This is a genomic window from Microbacterium sp. LWS13-1.2 (genome assembly GCF_040144835.1).
In the GTDB taxonomy this organism is placed as follows: Bacteria; Actinomycetota; Actinomycetes; order Actinomycetales; family Microbacteriaceae; genus Microbacterium.
On the sequence record NZ_CP151632.1, the window covers coordinates 1,243,558 to 1,261,180 of the forward strand.

The following is a 17,623-nucleotide window of genomic DNA, read 5'->3' on the forward strand; positions in this document are numbered from 1 at the left end:
AAATGGTCGTTGAGCGCCCGAACATCCTGTGGATCTCCACGCACGATATCAATCCCGACCTGGGCTGCTACCGAGGCGTGTGGCCAACCGCCGATGCGGCGCGCACGCCCCACCTGGACGCGCTCGCGGCGGACGGCATCCGTTTCGACAACGCTTTCGCGACCACGCCGGTATGTGCGCCTTCACGCTCGGCGATCATGACAGGGTGCTTCCCGACGTCCATCGGAACGCACAATATGCGATCCAAGTCGGTTCCCCCGCCGGAGGTCCGGCTGTTGAGCGAGTACCTGCGGATGGAGGGGTACTACGCGACCAACAACGTCTTCACCGACTTCCAGCTGGAGGTACCAGGGACCGCATTCGACGACTGCTCCGCAACCGCCCATTGGCGCAACCGTCCGGATCCCACCCAGCCGTTCTTCGCAGCGTTCCACGGCATGGCGACGCACGAGTCGCAGATCTACCTCGACGACGACGCGTTCGCCGCACGGACCGCCGAGCTGCCGACCGAGCACCGCCACGATCCGCAGTCCGTTCAGGTCCCGCCGTACCACCTCGACACCGAGGTATTCCGCACCGCCTGGGCGCGCTACCACGACCTCATCAGCGTGATGGATGCCTGGGCCGGGCGGCTCCTCGCCGAGCTCGACGAGGACGGGCTCGCTGAGAACACCATCGTCGTCTTCTGGAGCGATCACGGGGCGGGATTCCCGCGTGCCAAGCGCTGGGCGACGGAAGCGGGGCTGCGCGTCCCCGTCATCGTGCGGTGGCCCGCGAGGATCGGCGGCGGGCGCTCACGAACCGACGTCATACACCTGGCAGATCTCGCACCCTCGATGCTTAGGATGGCCGGCGTCGACGTCCCGCCGCACATGCAGGCGCGACCGCTCTTCGACGCCGACGGAAGCGAGTGTGTTCAGGGCGCGTACGCCTACGGCGGCCGGGACCGCATGGACGAGCAACGGGACAGCACCCGTACCGTGCGCGACGAGCGCTACCGCTACATCCGCCACCGGCATCCGGATCGGCCGCCCATGCAGCAGCTCTACTTCGCGGAGAAGTTCCCGACATGGAAGCAGCTGCGTCAGTTCGTCAACGATGAGGCCCGCCAGCTCGCGGCAGGAGAGACACCAGACCGGATGACCGGGCTCCAGCGCCGCACCACCGGCGCCTGCAAGCCTGTGCACGAGTTGTACGACATTTCGACCGACCCGTTCGAGACCGTCGATCTCGCTGACGACCCCGGTCACGCAGGCACGGTAGAGCGGCTCTCAGCTGCGCTCGACGAGTGGATTCGCGAGACGGGCGACGTCGGGCTCATCCCCGAGGAGGATCTGGTGCGCACGTGGCGGCCCGAAGGTACGCGGCCTGTCACCTCCCCGCCCGAGATGGAGCCGGCCGACGACGGCACGCTCGCCCTTCGATGCGAGACGCCGGGCGCGCTCATCGGGTGGACAACCGATCCGCCTGGCCACGAGCTGCCTGCGCTCACGCTCCAGGAACGCATCTCGGGCGACCCGGAGGCCGATGACCGTGTGTGGCACATCTACACCCGGCCCCTCCCCGCCGACCATCGACCCCGTTGGGCACGCGCCTGGCGGCTGGGTTTCCAGGGCAGCGATCAGGTGCTGCTACCGACCTCCTCACGATTGGGCAGATGATGACCGACCCCACGACCACACCGCGCAGCGACGCCGGATCCGACTTCACCCGACTGGACGAGCTGGTGACGGCTCTGACCCTCGAAGAGAAGGTGCAGCTGCTCACGGGACGCGACTTCTGGACGACGTGGCCGATCGAGAGGATCGGACTGCGGCGAATTCTCGTCTCCGATGGCCCCAGCGGCGTGCGCGGCGAAGTGTGGGACGAGCGTTCACCCTCACTCAACCTGCCCTCCGCGACGGCGTTGTCGTCGTCGTGGGACCCCGACATCGCGCGCCGCTACGGTGCCGCCTCGGCCGTGGAGGCGAGACGCAAAGGTGTGGACGTCGTACTCGGGCCCACGATCAACCTGCACCGCTCTCCGCTGGGTGGACGGCACTTCGAGGCGTTCAGCGAGGATCCGCTGCTCACCGCCCAGCTTGCCGCCGCCTACGTCGCAGGTGTCCAGGCGAACGGCGTCGGAGCGACCCCGAAGCACTACGTCGCGAACGATTTCGAGTCCGACCGTTTCACCGCGGAGGTGCAGGTCGACGATCGCGCTCTCCGCGAGGTGTACCTCCGCGCGTTCGAGGACGCCATCACGGAAGCCGGCGCGTGGCTTGTGATGAGCGCATACAACTCCATCAACGGAGCGACGGCCACCGAGAACGAGCTGCTGGAGACGCCGCTGAACTCGGAATGGGGTTTCGACGGTGTCGTCATCAGCGACTGGACGGCGGTGCGGAGCATCGAGAGCGCCAAACATTCGCAGGACCTCGTCATGCCTGGGCCGACGGGACCGTGGGGAGCGGCACTCGTCGAGGCTGTGCGCAATGGGAAAGTCGACGAGGCCGCGATTGACCGAAAGGTCCGCCGCATCCTGCACCTGGCAGATCGCGTCGGCGCACTGGAAGGCTTCGCCCCGGCGGTCGAGGCGCCCGCGCACGTCGAAGACGGCGTCGCCTTCGCCCGCGAGGCGGCCGCCGAAGGGTCGGTGCTGGTGAGGAACGACGGCCTGCTTCCGCTCGGCGCGGTGCAGCGCATCGCTGTCATCGGACAGAACGCACGCAATGCGCGCACCCAGGGTGGCGGCAGCGCGACGGTGATCCCCGAGCGGGTGGTGTCCCCGCTTGAGGGCATCAGCGGAAGCTTCCCGAATGCAGAGGTCACGTACTCGCTCGGCGCTGTGGCGCACGAGGGGCTCGCAGAGCTCGACCGCGCCGGGATGCGCAACCCGGTCACCGGTGGCAACGGGGCCCACGTCGACATGCTTGACGACGAGGGCAACGTGCTCTTCTCGGAGGAGCGGCTCGCCAGCGCGCTGGTCTACTTCGGCGGCGACGCGCCCATCGCTCGCATGTCGAAGCTCGTCTTCGAGACGGACTACACGCCCGCGGAGACCGGCGAACTGCGAATCGGCTTCGCATCCGTGGGGACCGGACGCATCCTCGTCGATGGCGAGCTTCTCGCAGAGGAGACTGCCATCCCCGCTGGGACGGATCTCGGCGCGGCACTCCTATCGCCGCCGGCGGTATCGGTGCCTCTGGCGCTCGTCGCCGGGGAGACCAGACGAATCCGGATCGAACTCGTACCCCGGCGCCGCGCGGACGGCCTCAGTCACGCGTTCAGCATCACCATCGGCACCGAGCCCGCCGAGATCGACGCCGAGACCCTGATCACCGAGGCGTCTCGCGCGGCAGCGGCGGCCGATGTCGCGGTGGTCGTCGTCGGCACGAACTCCCGGGTGGAGTCGGAGGGTTGCGACCGCACCGACCTCAAGCTGCCAGGCCGCCAAGACGACCTCGTCCGCGCAGTCATCGCCGCGAACACGCGCACGATCGTCGTCGTGAACTCCGGGTCGCCCGTCGAAATGCCCTGGCGCGAAGAGGCAGCGGGCATACTGCTGACCTACTTCGGCGGGCAGGAGTACGGAAGCGCGCTCGCCGACATCCTCAACGGCACCCGTGAGCCGGGTGGCCGACTTCCCACCACCTGGCCGGTCACCATGGACGACGTGCCGGTGCTCGAGGTGACCCCCGTCAACGGTGTCCTCCGCTACGACGAGGGCATCCACATCGGCTACCGCGCCTGGCTCCGCGCGGACACCCCACCGGCGTATCCCTTCGGGCACGGCCTCGGCTACACGACATGGGACCTGATCAGCGTGACAACCGACGGTTTCACCGGCGATCGTGCCGCGCTCCGTGTGCGCGTCGCCAACACAGGCGAGCGAGCCGGCAAGCACGTCGTGCAGGTGTATGCCGAGAAGCCAGACTCCACCGTCGACCGCCCGGTGCGGTGGCTCGTCGGCTTCGCCGCCGTGCGAGCGGACGCCGGCGCTACCGCTGAGATCCGAATCGACGTTCCGCAGCGATCGCTGGCCCACTGGGATGCCGGCTGGAGCTACGAGCCGGGCACCTACACCCTGCGCGTCGGATCCAGCGTCGCCGACCTGCCCCTCTCCGTCGTCGTCACACTCTGACGACCGATCCGACTGAATCGAAGAGGACAATCATGACTCGAACCAACATCATCTTCATCATGTCCGACGACCACGCCGCACATGCGATCTCGGCCTACGGCAGCCGCGTCAACCACACGCCGCACCTCGACCGGATCGCGGCGGAAGGGGTCCGGATGGACGCGGTGTTCTGCACCAACTCGATCTGCAGCCCCTCACGGGCCTCGATCCTGACCGGCACGTACAGTCACGTGAACGGTGTGTCGTCGATCTGGACCGAGATGGACTACCGTGTGCCGACGTTCATCGATGTACTGCAGGCGAGCGGGTACAAGACCGCGATGTTCGGCAAGTGGCACCTCGGAGAGCACGGCCAGTCACTGCCCCGCGGGTTCGACTCCTGGAAGGTGTTCCCCGGACAGGGAGATTACGTCGACCCGGAGATGATCGATGAGAACGGCGCCGCGGTGGTGCCCGGCTACGCGACGGACATCGTGACCGACCTCTCCATTGACTGGCTGGATGGCATCGGAGACGACGACGCCTTCTGCATGCTGGTGCACCACAAAGCGCCGCACCGGCCGTGGGTGCCGGACGAGAGGCACAAGCACCTGTACGCCAACGGCAGCATTCCGGAGCCCGAGACCTTCTTCGACGATCTCGAGACCCGCAGCAAGGCGGTACGCGGCGTGCGCATGACGATCGCCGACGACATGGGCGCGGACGATCTGAAACAGGAGGTGCCCGAGCACCTGCGCGGTCCGGAGAACCGCGAGGCGCGCATGCGGTGGAAGTACCAGATATACATGCGCGACTACCTGCAGTGCATCCAGTCGATCGACGACAACGTCGGCCGCCTCCTCGACTACCTGGACGAGAAAGGACTCGCCGAGAACACCCTCGTCGTCTACACATCCGATCAGGGGTTCTTCCTGGGCGACCACGGCTGGTTCGACAAGCGGCTGATGTTCGATCAGTCGCTGCAGATGCCCATGCTGATGCGCTGGCCTGCGGCCATCGAGGCCGGCAGCCGGTGCGAGGCGATCATCACGAACGTCGACTTCGCTGCCACATTCCTGGAGATCTGCGGCATCGACGCCGATGAGGCGCTGCCCACATCGCAGGGGCGCAGCTTCCTCCCGCTGCTGCGCGGCCAACCGGTAGAGGACTGGCCGGATGCCGCGTACTACCGGTACTGGGAGCACGACGACCCCATCCACGCCGCACCTGCTCACTACGGCATCCGCACCAACGACCACAAGCTCATCTACTATTACGGCGCCGGGCTCGGCGTACCCGGCGCCTCGAACGACGTGTTCGAGCCGGAATGGGAGCTCTACGACCTGAAGGCCGACCCCACCGAGGTCCGAAACGTGGCAGACGACCCGGCGTACGCCGGGATCCGCGCGGAACTCGAGGCAAAGCTCGGCGAGTATCAGTCCCGCTACCAGGATGAGCCTTATCGCGGCCCGGACACCCCCCGGCCGGAGTGGGGGCCATACGACGCCGAGTTGTTCGAGCGGGTCGCACAGTACGTCGAGGACATCCGCGGCTCGAGCTGAGACCGTGAGCAAGTAGATGCGCTCGTCCCCCGCACTCCGCGTCCCGTCGTCAGCGTCACGCGAAAAGGGTGATGGCTGCGCCCCCTTCCCCCTGCCACACTCGCGACATGGCGACTCACGAGGGGAAAGGGCGAGCATGACGATCGAGGCGACAACAGGACTAGGGCTGACGACGCAAGAACTTGCCGAGGAATTGGCGCACGTCTCCACGCCGGACACTCTTACAACGCCCTTCGGAGAATTCGAGTTCTTCGACGGGGTTCCGAAACCCCAATCGGTGCAATCGATCTTCGACGGACTCGACCTCGTCCGCGGCATCACTGCATTCCTGAACACCGTTCCCGGCGCATCACTGGTCGCGATGCGGCGCGGACTGCGCACGGCCGGGGTCGACTCCCCGGACAAGATCGGCTACACCGATCCGCGGTGCACCTCGACGCCCATCTTCCTCACCCCGAACACCGAGACCACGTACGGCGTGACGTTCCTCGACCTGAAGGCGTGGGGGCCAACGGTCATCGAAGCGCCGCCGCAGTCGCTGTGCGTCGTCGACGACTTCTGGTTCCGCTACGTCGCCGACATGGGGATCGCCGGCCCCGACCGGGGCGCGGGCGGCAAGTTCCTCTTCCTGCCGCCGGGGTACGACGGCGAGCGACCTGACGGCTACTACATGTACGAGTCGCCGACGTTCACGAACTTCGTCGTGATCCGCGCCCTCGGCGGGGTGCCGGCCATCAAGCAGTCGCGCATCTACCGGCTCAGCGACGCCGCGGCGGCGCCCGAGAACACGTTCGTGAACATCGGCGAGCAGGCCATCAACACAGTCCACGCCAACGACTTCTCGTTCTTCGAAGAGGTCGGCCAACTCGTCACCGAAGAGCCGACGACCGCACTCGACCCTGAGCGCGCGGGCACGCTCGCCTCGCTCGGCATCCATCACGGCACGCCGTTCGCACCCGACGACCGCCTTCGCGGCATCCTCGACAATGCGGCCCAGATCGGCGCGGCGATGGCGCGAGCCACCCTCTACGCGGCCCGCGACCCCCAGTCGTTCCGCTGGGAGGGGTCGTCGTGGAAGGAGGGCTTCGTGGGCGGCAGCTACGAGTTTCTGAACGACGGTGCCCGCAACCTCAACGCCCGCACGCTCTTCCACTACGCCGCCACGGTGATCACGCCGGCGATGGCGCACGCGCAGGTCGGCGCCGGCTCGGCCTACATCTACACCGCCGAAGACGCCGACGGCGCCCTGCTCGATGGCGGCTCGACCTACACGCTGACCGTCCCGGCGAACGCGCCGGCCAAGAACTTCTGGGCGATCGACGCATACGACACCCAGACCCGGTCGCTGCTGCAGTCCACCGCCTACCCGGCCGTCTCGAGCCTGGCAGAGGACATCCAGGCGGAGGATGACGGATCCCACGTGCTCTGGTTCGGGCCGACGGCTCCGGAGGGCAAGGAGTCCAACTGGATCCCGACGCTGCCGGGCAAGTCGTGGTGGCCGCTGCTGCGGCTCTACGGCCCGCTCGAGCCGTGGTTCGACATGACGTGGCGCTTGCCCGAGATCACCCGCGTGCACGACTGACGCGGTCGCCGCACCCACCTGACCCGTCCCGCTCGCGGCACACCGCTCAGCCGTCACATATCGCGAGCGGGACGGCGGCCCTGGCTAGGATGCACCCGTGTCCGAATCGAGCCATGAGGCCGCGTCATCCGTGCGAAGCCTCAGCAGCCATCTGCTGTCGACGAAGACATCGATCAGACCGCGACGCGCGGGCGCGGTCAGCCGGCGCAACGTGATCGACCGCGCGCGCGAGAGCGGCGCGAGCGTCGTCGCCGTCACCGCACCGGCCGGCTACGGCAAGTCGACGATGCTCGCGGAATGGGCGGCCGTCGAGAGCCGGCCCGTGGCCTGGGCGACCGTCGACGAGTTCGACGACGACCCGGTGGCGCTGCTCACGCTGCTCGCCACGGCGGGCGGCCAGATCTCCCCGCGAGCGCGCGAGGTCTCGGAGGCGATGGGCGCCATGGGCGTAGGGGTTCTCGGCCGGTCCGCGCCGATGCTGGCGGAGGCGCTCGCCCAGGCGCCGGCACCGTTCGTGCTGTTCGTCGACGACGTGCATGCCGCGTCATCCGACGCGTGCCATGATGCGCTCGAACTCGTGCTGGCCGGCATCCCGGCGGGATCGCAGATCGTGCTCGCGAGCCGGCGCGAACAGCCGTACCTGGCGCGGCTTCGCGCAGACGGCGCGATGTTCGAGCTCGGCTCCGACGCCCTCCGCATCGATGAGGAGGGCGCTCGTCGCATCTTCAAGGGCGCGAGCGTCACCGTGTCCGACGAGGCGCTGGCTGTCGCCGTCGATCGCTGTGAGGGATGGGCGACCGGCCTCTACCTCTGTGCGCTGGCGACACGGGGCGGCTCGGATGTCGTGGCGATCACCGGCGGCGAGCGCTTCGTGGCGGACTACCTGTACGGCGAGGGTCTCGCCGGCCTCTCGGACGAGCTGCGGGACTTCCTGCGGCGCACGGCGGTGCTCGACCAGATGTCGGGCCCGCTGTGCGATGCGATGCTCCAGACAGATGACTCGCACGCTCTCCTGCGCGATCTCGAGGCCCGGGGCGTCTTCCTCGTCGCGCTCGACGGCGAGCGCCGCTGGTTCCGCTATCACGCGCTGTTCCGCGAGTTCCTGCTGACGGAGCTGTCCCGAGTCGAGGCGTCCCGCATCGTCGGGCTGCATCTCCGCGCGGCAGAGTGGTTCGAACAGGCGGGACTGCCCGAGCGTGCGATCGAGCACCTGCTGGCCGCCGGTGAACGCACGCACGCCGGCGTGCTGGTCGCCCAGCTGGCGATGCCGGCCTACCAGAGCGGTCGCATCGCCGTGCTCGACCGATGGCTCGCCGCGCTCGGGCCGGCGACGATCGAAGCCTCGTCGGGCCTGATGGGCATCGCCGCGTGGACGGCCCTCCTTGCCGGCCAGTCCCCCGCCGCCGAGGAACGCGCGGCCACGCTCGAACGTGCGCGGCTGGTTTTCGCTACCGCGGACGAGGCGCTCGCGTTCGAGTCGTCGCGCGCGATGATCCGGATCGCGATGTGTCTCAGCGGTCCCTCTCGGCTTCTCACGGATGCCGAGCTCGCCGTGGCCAGTGAGCCCCTGTGGAGCCCGTGGCGGGCGCCGGCGCTGTACCTGCTCGGCACGGCGATCGTGCTCGTCGGCGACACGCCCGGCGCGGAGCGCGCGTTCACGGCATCCGTCGAGCGGGCCGCACAGGCGGGCAACACCGCCGCCCTCCTGCTCAGCGAATCGGAGCTGGCGGTGATCGCCCTGGACGGCGGGACGATCGAGGATGCCGCCCACCATGCCCGCGCCGCGATGAGCGTGGTCGACGACAACCACCTCGACGGCTATCCGACCGCGACCCTCGCCCTGGCGGTCAGTGCACGTGTCGCGCTGCGGCAGGGCGATGCCGCGGCGTCCCATCGCCTGCTCGCCCGCGCGATGCGGGCGCGCATCCACTGCAATCACGTGATGCCGTTCGTCGCCGTACGTGCCCGGCTGCAGCTGGCCAAGGTGTTCGCAGGGCTGGGCGATGCGGCTGCGGCGCGCCAGCTGCTCAAGGAGGCCGACGACCTGCTGCAGCGCTGCCCGCAGGTCGCGGCACTCGGCGCCGAGGTGACGGAGTTCCGGCAGTCCCTGGGCGACGGCTCCGGCACCGTGCTGGGACTCCCGCTCACACCGGCAGAGATGCGGCTCCTCCCCTACCTGCAGACGCACCTCATGATCGCCGAGATCGGCCAGCGCCTGTTCATCTCGCGGAACACGGCCAGCACCGAGGTGAAGTCGATCTACCGCAAGCTCGGCGCGACGACCCGTTCGGCGGCCGTGGAGCGTGCGATCGAGCTGGGGCTGCTGGGCGGCTGATCAGGCCACGCGTGCCCGCTCAGTAGAGGTCCAACTCGACGCCCAGTGCCGAGGCGACCTTCGATGACGCCTTGACGATGCACGCGCGCCCGACGAGCGGCATGACGCTGTCCAGCACTCCGACGACCTCCGACGCCTGCGCGCCGGCCGCGACGGCCTCATCGACTTCGCGGTGGATGGATGCCTCGGCCGCCGACACGGCGATGAGCGCACCGAGCCGCACGAGCGCCCGGGTCTTCGCGTCTACCAGGGAGTCACTGGTCGCGGCGCGATCCTCCGGACCGGGGGCATCGATGCTCAGTCGCCGGAGGTGCTCCGTGTAGTCCATATCGACCCTCTCGGTCGCGTCCTTCGTGCCGCCGCCGTGGAGCGGCACGGCATCCGTGTCCAGTGAAGCAACGGGCGGTCGGCTCGGCGTCACACGATCCGTGTGATCTCTGACGGATGCCGTAGGGCGCCGTCGCCGCCCCGGTCACCGCCGTCGCGCGATCGCATCTGCCGAAGATCACTCACCGTGGGTGAGTCGGTCGGCCGCGGCATCCGTCACCGTGGAGATTCCAGAGGAAGGACATCCCATGACCGACCGCACCCTCGATGAACTCGGCCCCGTCGACTTCATCGTCGTCGAGTTCCCACCCGGACACGCCAGCTTCACCGGCGAGATGGCGGCGGAGCTGCTCGCCCTCGTGAATGCCGGAACCATCCGCGTCATCGACATCCTCGTGCTCACGAAGGACGCCGACGGCTCCATCGAAGCGCTGGAGCTGTCGGAACTCGACGATCTCGGTCCACTGGTGCGCCTCGAGGCGGAACTCGCCGAACTCCTCGCCGCGGACGACGTCGCGCATCTCGCGGCCGCGATGGACCCGGGCACGGTCGCAGGCGTGCTCGTCTACGAGAACCTGTGGAGCGCGGGCTTCGCCTCGGCCGCCCGCCGCGCGGGCGGCCAGCTCATCGCCGACGGCCGTATCCCGATCCAGTCCATCATCGCCTCGATCGAGGCCGATGAGACCGCCATCCAGATAGGAGCCTGACATGCTCGGACGAAGAGTAGGACGCGTGGGAGTCATCGGGGCTCCGGTCGCCAAGGCGGCCGTCGTCGGCGCGGCTGTCACGCCCGGTCCCTCGCCGGTGGCGAAGGCCGCGGTCGTCGGGGCGGCCGTCACTCCCGGCCGCTCGCCCGTCGCCACGGCGGCCGTCGTGGGCGCCGTCGCGACGCCCCGGCGGCGCCGGATCTGAAACAACCCGGGCGCCTCGTAGCGAGACGCCCGGGCTCATCCCGGTGCTGAGCGTCGCCGTCATCGCTCCGCGATGTGGGCGTGAGCGGTGCCGGCAGCGACATCCGCCGTGTCGTAGGTGAAGACGAGCCGCGCCGGAACGGTGCCGGCAAGGACCTCGTCGACGGACGCGTTGACCTCGTCGAGCTCGCGTGTCTGCGTGATCACACGCGTGCGACCGGCCGCGTGGAGGTCGAACACCTCGACGAGGTCCTGTCGCGTTCCCACGATGGAGCCGATCACGCTGATGCCCTTGAGCACCGTGTCGAAGATCGGAATCGTCAACGTGCCGTCGGCCGGCAGCGACACCAGCACCAATCGGCCGCCGCGGTTGAGGGCGTCGAACGCCTGCCGGAAGACGGTCGGTGCGACCGCGAGCATCACGGCGGCGTCTGCTCCGCCGAGGTCACGGATCGCCTGCACTGGATCGGTGGTCTTCGCATTCACGACGTGGTCGGCGCCCAGTTCGGACGCGAGCGCGAGCTTCTCCTCGGTGACATCGACCGCGATCACCTTCGCGCCGACGAGGCGCGCGTACTGCACGGCGAGATGACCGAGGCCGCCGACACCGAAGACCGCGACGGTCTCTCCCGGAATGATCCGGGCGTTCTTGATCGCCGCATACGTCGTGACGCCCGCGCACGTCAGCGGAGCGGCATCCAGTGGAGTGACGGCATCGGGAACCGGAACCGCGAAGCGCGGATCGGCCAGCATGTACTCGGCATAGCCGCCGTCCACGCCGTAGCCGTTGTTGTACTGCTGCTCGCAGAGGTTCTCGCGACCGTCGATGCAGTAGCGGCACTCGCCGCACGCGTGACCGAGCCACGGCATCGCCACGCGCTGTCCGAGCGTTCGACTGGTGACGCCGTCACCGAGCTGCTCGATGATGCCCACGCCCTCGTGCCCCGGCACGAGCGGCAGCGGCGGCTTGACCGGCCAGTCTCCATGCATCGCATGGATGTCGGTGTGGCAGAGCCCGCAGGCCTCGAGCCGCACCAGGACCTGTCCGTGCCCTGGCTCGGGAATCGGCCGCTCCTCGATCTGCGCGGCTGCTCCGAACTCTCGGACGACTGCTGCCCTCATGACTGTCTCCTCCATCGAATCGGTACGTCCTCCAGTCTTCGCCGCCGCATCGGACGCTGCCGGGACGTAAGTCCCGCAGGCTCGCCAGGCGCGAGAGGCGACAAGCACCACGATGCGTGGCCGACGACGAGCTACAGCCGGGAGATGCCCATCCCGACGATGAGAAGGCCGATCACGACGAGGATGGCGCTGGTCAGCAGGCCGCCGTTGGTCTCCATCCACAGATGCGCCGCAACCAGGCGCGGCTGCATCCGGGTCGGTGAGGCGGCCGTCACGATGATCGGAAAGGCGACGGTGGATGCCGCGACCACGGTGTAAATGATCACCGGGATGATCGCGACACGGACCGAGCCGGCGTCGGCATAAAGGGTCAGGCCGGCGGCCAGGGCGAGCACGACGCCCTTGGGGCGGAGATTGAGGATGAAGCCCAGCCCCAGCGCCGACCAGGCGCCCATCTTCGCCTCGGCGCGCATCCACTTCGGAGTCGTCGCCGCCACCCCGCTCCGGCGCCGACGGAACCACGAGAGCACGCCGAGCAGCATCGCCGCGACTCCTAGCGCGATCTCCACGATGGCGACGGCGGTGTCGGGCTGCCGGTCGGTGCGCGAGGTGGGGAGCACGCTCGCGAACAGCGCCGCAATGGAGACCGTCAGCACGATGCCGACGACCCAGCCGATGAGAAACGGCACCGCCGAGCGGGACCGGTTCGGAGACAGCAGGATGAGGATCGTCGTCACGATGGGGACGGAGCTGATGGCGACCGCGGTCGCGATGATCAGCAGGTGACCGATAGTCGACACGACCGCCCTTCCCAGCCCTGGTCCGTGAGACAGGCCCCTCACCGAAGTGAAGCACAGATGGACAATGAAATGCCGCTTGGGAATTGTCATCACCCGTTCGTGGTGAAGTGTCACGAGTATCCGAGAGCATTTCATTCGCCCCGAATTGCCTCCCGCAGTTTCATTGACACCGGATCGAAGCCGGGAGTAGGCATGGTCCGTACCGTCGTCGGCGAACCTCGCAAGAGTCCGCCGCCGACCGAATCGGACCCTGGGGGGTCCTCGACGGCAGGGGAAACTGAAGATGGCTTACGGCGGAGAGCACGAAGATGCTGCATAAGAAGGATGACGTCCGCGATGAGCTGCTCGATGAGGTCTTCGCATCGGGAGACCTCTCGGTGTCGCTGCCGAAGTACCGCATGCCCGAGAAGGAGCATCTCGCACGCCACGCGTACCAGGTCGTCGTCGACGAACTGATGCTCGACGGCAACTCGCGTCAGAACCTCGCGACGTTCTGCCAGACCTGGCTCGAGCCCGAGATCCGGTCGATCATGGCCGACACGCTCGACAAGAACATGGTCGACAAGGACGAGTATCCGCAGACGGCCGAGATCGAGGCGCGCTGCGTCCACATCCTCGCCGATCTCTGGAACTCGCCCGAGGCGCAGAACACGCTCGGCACGTCGACCACCGGCTCGAGCGAGGCCGCGATGCTCGGCGGCATGGCGCTGCTGTGGAATTGGCGCGCCCGACGGCGCGAGGCCGGCAAGCCGACCGACAAGCCGAACCTCATCTGCGGACCGGTGCAGGTGTGCTGGCACAAGTTCGCCCGGTACTGGGATGTCGAACTGCGTGAGATCCCGATGGAGGGCGACCGCTTCATCATGAACGCCGACGAGGTGATCAAGCGGGTCGACGAGAACACCATCGGCGTCGTCCCGACGCTCGGCGTCACGTTCACCGGCCAGTACGAGCCCGTGCACGACGTGAGCGATGCACTCGACAAGCTACAGGCAGACACCGGGCTCGACATCCCGATCCACGTCGACGGCGCGAGCGGCGGCTTCATCGCCCCGTTCACCGTGCCCGAGCTGGTGTGGGACTTCCGCCTGCCGCGGGTGAAGTCCATCAACACGTCGGGACACAAGTTCGGCCTGGCCCCGCTCGGAGTGGGATGGATCGTCTGGCGGGATGCCGCGGAGCTACCCGAAGACCTGATCTTCAATGTCAACTACCTCGGTGGCAACATGCCGACATTCGCCCTGAACTTCTCGCGCCCTGGCGGTCAGATCGTCGCGCAGTACTACAACTTCCTGCGTCTCGGACGCGAGGGCTACCGCAAGGTGCACGAGTCGTGCCACGACACGTCGATGTACCTCGCGGAGGAGATCCGCAAGCTCGGCCACTTCGACATCATCAACAACGGGGGCGCCGAGTCCGGCATCCCGGCCGTGTCGTGGAAGCTCAAGGAGGGCGTCGATCATCCGTTCACGCTGTTCGACCTCGCCGACCGGCTGCGCACGCGCGGCTGGCAGGTGCCCGCGTACACCATGCCGGCCGATCGACAGGACCTTCCCGTGCAGCGGATCCTGGTGCGGCAGGGCTTCGGGCGTGATGAGGCGTCGCTTCTCATGGCCGACTACCGTGCGGCGATCGAGCACTTCGACAAGCACCCGATCGTCAACTCCATGACCGAAGAGGAAGCCGGCAGCTTCCACCACTGACGGACGTCGTGCCTGGCGGACGCCCGAGCGCGTCCGCCAGGCGACCACCCCGACTCCACAATCCGCGGGACCTTGGGCCCCCTCGTCCGCGGCGGCATGGGATTCGCTGGGGCTGGGGCCGCGATGCGGCGATCAGACCGGTGGAGGTGACGTCATGGGCGGGACGAGCAACGACGCGATTTCGACGCTGACCGAAGAGGAGTGCTGGGACCTGCTGGCACGGCACGAACTGGGCCGGCTTGCCGTGGCGGTGAACAGCGAGCCGGACATCTTCCCCATCAACTATGTGGTCGACGGGCCCCGCGTGCTTTTTCGCACTGCTCCCGGCTCGAAGCTCGCCGAGCTCTCGGCCAACCCTCGCGTCGCGTTCGAAGTCGACGAGCACGACGACACCTTCGGCGCGAGCGTCGTGCTGAAGGGCGTCGCCACGCGACTGGAGCTGCAGCGTGAGATCGACCTCGCCGACGCTCTCCCCCTCACCCCCTGGACACCTACGCTCAAGTACCGCTGGATGCGGATCACGCCGGTCTCGATCACAGGTCGACGTTTCCATCGCGGACCCGAGCCGGACCGCTACGCCGCGTCATCGGGCGACGCCTGGACCTGACGCCGCGCGGGGCGGATTCCGGTGCGAGCCGGACGACGTCGTCCTTCGGTCTCGTCGGGTCGAAGGTCCCGGCGGGGCCGGTGAGCAAGCGCCGACCGGTTCCGGACAGCTGCGCGCACGGGCACTGGCGGTGTGGCGCGCCCGGCCCTACGTTGGCCGTAACGGCAGTGGAGGAGGACCACAGTGGTCGAGCCCGGCTCGCTGTCATTTCCCGACGGACCTCGCTCTGAGCTCGAAGACGCAATCAGCGCCTTGGTTGCGCAGAGCGCGAAGGTGATGAGAACGCAGGGCCGCCTGCGGGCACTGCTGCGCGCCAATCAGGCCGTCGTCGAGCAGAGCGACCTCACGCTCGTGCTCCGCAGCATCATCGAGGCGGCCGTCGAGCTGGTCGATGCGCGGTACGGAGCGATGGGCGTCATCAGTCCCGAGCGCGACGCGCTGGAGCAGTTCATCTATGTCGGCCTGTCGGAAGAGGATGCCGCGGCGATCGGGCATCTGCCTGAGGGGCGCGGCCTCCTCGGTGCGCTGATCACCGACTCCCGGCCGATCCTCCTGGCGGAGATGGAGGGCGATCCCCGCGCCGCCGGCTTCCCTCCCCATCATCCCCCGATGCATTCGTTCCTCGGTGTGGCCGTCCGCGTCGGCGACGAGGTCTTCGGAAATCTCTACCTGACGAATCACCGCGACGGCGGCTTCAGCGAAGAGGATGAACAGCTGCTGGAAGCACTCGCAGCGACGGCGGGGTTCGCGATCGGGAACGCGCGGCTCCTCGCGGAAGCAAAAGTCCGCGCGCACTGGATGACGGCGGCGGCCGAGCTGTCCGCCGCCATCCTGTCGACCTCGACAACCACCGCCCTGGATCTCCTCGTGACACGGGTGCGCGAGGTCTCCGGGGCCGAGCAGGTCACCATCCTCCTGCCGACTGAGGACGATGGCCGGTTCCGTGTCGCCGCGACGAACGGCGAGGCGGAAGCCGTCCTGCGCGCCACGGAGATCGACCCCAGCACGGTGTTCGCCGGCCGGGTGCTCGACGACCCTCGGCCGCACACGCAGCCGCGACGGCCCATCGACGCAGACGACCCGCTTCTCATCGTCCGGGAGGGAGTGAGTGGTCCGGTGATGGCGATCCCGTTGCAGAACGGGCCGCTGTTCTGGGGAGTGATGTGCATCTCTCGCAGTCCCGACGACAGCCGGTTCTCACCGGCTGAGACAGAGGGGGCCGTCGACCTCAGCTCGCGAGCGATCCTCGCGCTCGAGCTCGCGCGCGCCGGCGAGGAGGCCCAGCGCGCGCTCCTCGCCGACGATCGACGGCGGATCGCGCGCGACCTGCACGATCACGTCATCCAGCAGCTCTTCGGTGCCGGACTCGGCCTACAGGCCCTCGCCAGCAGCGTCGGTCCGGGCCCAGCGGCGGACGGAATCAGCGACACGATCGACCAGTTGGACGACGCGATCGCCCAGATCAGAACCGTCATCTTCGCGCTCTCGCACCGCGACGACACGTCCGTTCGCCATCGCGTCCTCGATGTGGTCGGCGAGGTCTCGAGCGGGGCGCGCCGGCCGCCCGCTATCCGATTCAACGGTCCGGTCGACCTCCTCGTCCGCGACGAGCTGGCAACCGACGTCGTCGCCGTCGCCCGCGAGCTCCTCTGCAACTCGATCCGCCATGCTCAGGCGGACCACGTTTCGCTCGACGTCACGGCGTCCGACGACAAGGTCACCGTCGTCGTCGAAGACGACGGTGGAGGAATCCCCGCGGACGCCGCACTCAGCGGACTGGACAACCTCCGCCAGCGCGCAGAGCAGCGGCGGGGCGCCTTCGCCGTGGAGTCCTCGCCCACCGGTACGACGGTTCGCTGGATCGCCCCGACCGGGTCGGCATCCGGCACCAGCCTGAAGGAGAGCGGATGATCACCGTCTTCCTCGTCGACGACCACGAGATCGTCCGCCGCGGACTTGCGGGGCTCGTCGGCGCGCAGCCCGACATGGAAGTGATCGGCGAAGCCGGCACGGCGCGTCAGTCCCTGGGCAGGATCGAGGCGACCAAGCCCGACGTGGCGGTGCTCGATGTGCGGCTGCCCGACGGCAGCGGCATCGACGTCTGCCGGGACGTGCGCTCGCGTCTGCCGTCGGTGGCGTGCTTGATCCTCACTGCCTACGACGACGACACCGCCGTCTCGGCCGCGGTGCTGGCGGGTGCAGCCGGCTATGTACTGAAGAACATCGGCGGATCCGGCCTGGTGGATGCGATCCGCGCGGTGGCCGGCGGGCGCACTCTGCTCGACCCGGACGCCGTGACGCGTGCGAAGGCGGGCATGCACGATCGAGCGGACGAGGATCCGCGTCTGGGCTCACTGGGGCTGCGGGAGCGGCAGACGCTCAAGCTGATCGCCGACGGTCTGACGAACCGGCAGATCGGCGAACGGCTCGGCATCGCGGAGAAGACGGTGAAGAACTACGTCTCGTCGATGCTGAGCAAGCTCGGTCTGGAGCGCCGGACCCAGGCCGCGATCTTCCAGCTCGAGCACCCCGATCCGGACTAGCGCCGTATTCCGCCCCGTGTGCCGGACAC

At 68.3% G+C, this 17,623-nt stretch carries 14 protein-coding genes; 11 read left to right on the plus strand and 3 right to left on the minus strand.

All coding sequences use genetic code 11. The annotated features are described in order from the left end of the window. Positions 1 to 2 precede the first annotated feature (2 nt). From MRBLWS13_RS06010 to MRBLWS13_RS06030, 5 genes are all read left to right on the plus strand, one after another. Positions 3 to 1,661 (plus strand): sulfatase, encoded by a 1,659-nt coding sequence (locus MRBLWS13_RS06010; protein WP_349428113.1) that lies wholly within the window; start codon positions 3 to 5, stop codon positions 1,659 to 1,661. Next, positions 1,661 to 4,123, plus strand: a complete 2,463-nt coding sequence (locus MRBLWS13_RS06015; protein WP_349429000.1) for a glycoside hydrolase family 3 C-terminal domain-containing protein — start codon at positions 1,661 to 1,663, stop codon at positions 4,121 to 4,123. Before MRBLWS13_RS06010 ends, MRBLWS13_RS06015 begins: the two co-directional genes overlap by 1 nt. Positions 4,124 to 4,155: 32 nt before the next feature. Next, positions 4,156 to 5,664, plus strand: a complete 1,509-nt coding sequence (locus MRBLWS13_RS06020; RefSeq protein WP_349428114.1) for a sulfatase — start codon at positions 4,156 to 4,158, stop codon at positions 5,662 to 5,664. Positions 5,665 to 5,800: 136 nt separating this feature from the next. Then, a complete protein-coding gene (locus tag MRBLWS13_RS06025) occupies positions 5,801 to 7,246 on the plus strand; it encodes a DUF1254 domain-containing protein (protein WP_349428115.1) in 1,446 nt (481 codons plus the stop codon). 97 nt (positions 7,247 to 7,343) lie between these two features. Then, positions 7,344 to 9,581: a LuxR C-terminal-related transcriptional regulator gene (locus MRBLWS13_RS06030; RefSeq protein ID WP_349428117.1), complete on the plus strand. Its 2,238-nt coding sequence runs from the start codon at positions 7,344 to 7,346 to the stop codon at positions 9,579 to 9,581. A 19-nt stretch (positions 9,582 to 9,600) separates the two neighbouring features. Here MRBLWS13_RS06030 and MRBLWS13_RS06035 read toward each other — a convergent pair whose 3' ends face one another. After that, positions 9,601 to 10,002, minus strand: coding sequence for a hypothetical protein (locus tag MRBLWS13_RS06035; protein ID WP_349428118.1), 402 nt, complete (start codon positions 10,000 to 10,002; stop codon positions 9,601 to 9,603). 154 nt (positions 10,003 to 10,156) lie between these two features. On the opposite strand from MRBLWS13_RS06035, the gene MRBLWS13_RS06040 reads away from it, so the two are divergent. Both MRBLWS13_RS06040 and MRBLWS13_RS06045 read left to right on the plus strand, forming a co-directional pair. Beyond that, positions 10,157 to 10,615, plus strand: a complete 459-nt coding sequence (locus MRBLWS13_RS06040) for a DUF6325 family protein (RefSeq protein ID WP_349428119.1) — start codon at positions 10,157 to 10,159, stop codon at positions 10,613 to 10,615. Between the two features lies 1 nt (position 10,616). Then, positions 10,617 to 10,820, plus strand: a complete 204-nt coding sequence (locus tag MRBLWS13_RS06045; RefSeq protein WP_331910334.1) for a hypothetical protein — start codon at positions 10,617 to 10,619, stop codon at positions 10,818 to 10,820. Positions 10,821 to 10,879: 59 nt separating this feature from the next. Here the strand turns inward: MRBLWS13_RS06045 and adhP are convergent, their stop codons facing one another. Next, positions 10,880 to 11,941, minus strand: a complete 1,062-nt coding sequence (gene adhP / locus MRBLWS13_RS06050; RefSeq protein ID WP_349428120.1) for an alcohol dehydrogenase AdhP — start codon at positions 11,939 to 11,941, stop codon at positions 10,880 to 10,882. Between the two features lie 131 nt (positions 11,942 to 12,072). Beyond that, entirely contained in the window at positions 12,073 to 12,741 is a 669-nt protein-coding gene (locus MRBLWS13_RS06055; RefSeq protein ID WP_349428121.1) for a GAP family protein, read from the minus strand. A gap of 308 nt (positions 12,742 to 13,049) precedes the next feature. Between MRBLWS13_RS06055 and MRBLWS13_RS06060 the strand changes: the two genes are divergently transcribed. The 4 genes from MRBLWS13_RS06060 to MRBLWS13_RS06075 all read left to right on the plus strand — a co-directional run bounded on the left by MRBLWS13_RS06060 (position 13,050) and on the right by MRBLWS13_RS06075 (position 17,594). Further along, on the plus strand, positions 13,050 to 14,444 hold the full coding sequence (locus MRBLWS13_RS06060) for a glutamate decarboxylase (RefSeq protein ID WP_349428122.1): 1,395 nt from the start codon (positions 13,050 to 13,052) through the stop codon (positions 14,442 to 14,444). 154 nt (positions 14,445 to 14,598) lie between these two features. Beyond that, positions 14,599 to 15,051, plus strand: a complete 453-nt coding sequence (locus tag MRBLWS13_RS06065) for a pyridoxamine 5'-phosphate oxidase family protein (RefSeq protein ID WP_349428123.1) — start codon at positions 14,599 to 14,601, stop codon at positions 15,049 to 15,051. Between the two features lie 276 nt (positions 15,052 to 15,327). After that, positions 15,328 to 16,962 carry a GAF domain-containing protein gene (locus MRBLWS13_RS06070; protein ID WP_349428124.1) on the plus strand — a complete coding sequence of 545 codons (1,635 nt, stop codon included), beginning with the start codon at positions 15,328 to 15,330 and terminating at the stop codon, positions 16,960 to 16,962. After that, positions 16,959 to 17,594 (plus strand): response regulator transcription factor, encoded by a 636-nt coding sequence (locus MRBLWS13_RS06075; protein ID WP_349428125.1) that lies wholly within the window; start codon positions 16,959 to 16,961, stop codon positions 17,592 to 17,594. The genes MRBLWS13_RS06070 and MRBLWS13_RS06075 overlap by 4 nt, the downstream gene beginning before the upstream one ends. The last annotated feature ends 29 nt before the right edge of the window (positions 17,595 to 17,623 follow it).

What these genes read in the sequence shown, in the direction of transcription:
- MRBLWS13_RS06010 (WP_349428113.1), top strand. Translation starts at nt 3, where the DNA reads ATGGTCGTTGAGCGCCCGAACATCCTGTGGATCTCCACGCACGATATC.
- MRBLWS13_RS06015 (WP_349429000.1), top strand. Translation starts at nt 1,661, where the DNA reads ATGACCGACCCCACGACCACACCGCGCAGCGACGCCGGATCCGACTTC.
- MRBLWS13_RS06020 (WP_349428114.1), top strand. Translation starts at nt 4,156, where the DNA reads ATGACTCGAACCAACATCATCTTCATCATGTCCGACGACCACGCCGCA.
- MRBLWS13_RS06025 (WP_349428115.1), top strand. Translation starts at nt 5,801, where the DNA reads ATGACGATCGAGGCGACAACAGGACTAGGGCTGACGACGCAAGAACTT.
- MRBLWS13_RS06040 (WP_349428119.1), top strand. Translation starts at nt 10,157, where the DNA reads ATGACCGACCGCACCCTCGATGAACTCGGCCCCGTCGACTTCATCGTC.
- MRBLWS13_RS06045 (WP_331910334.1), top strand. Translation starts at nt 10,617, where the DNA reads ATGCTCGGACGAAGAGTAGGACGCGTGGGAGTCATCGGGGCTCCGGTC.
- adhP (WP_349428120.1), bottom strand. Translation starts at nt 11,941, where the DNA reads ATGAGGGCAGCAGTCGTCCGAGAGTTCGGAGCAGCCGCGCAGATCGAG.
- MRBLWS13_RS06060 (WP_349428122.1), top strand. Translation starts at nt 13,050, where the DNA reads ATGCTGCATAAGAAGGATGACGTCCGCGATGAGCTGCTCGATGAGGTC.
- MRBLWS13_RS06065 (WP_349428123.1), top strand. Translation starts at nt 14,599, where the DNA reads ATGGGCGGGACGAGCAACGACGCGATTTCGACGCTGACCGAAGAGGAG.
- MRBLWS13_RS06070 (WP_349428124.1), top strand. Translation starts at nt 15,328, where the DNA reads ATGAGAACGCAGGGCCGCCTGCGGGCACTGCTGCGCGCCAATCAGGCC.
- MRBLWS13_RS06075 (WP_349428125.1), top strand. Translation starts at nt 16,959, where the DNA reads ATGATCACCGTCTTCCTCGTCGACGACCACGAGATCGTCCGCCGCGGA.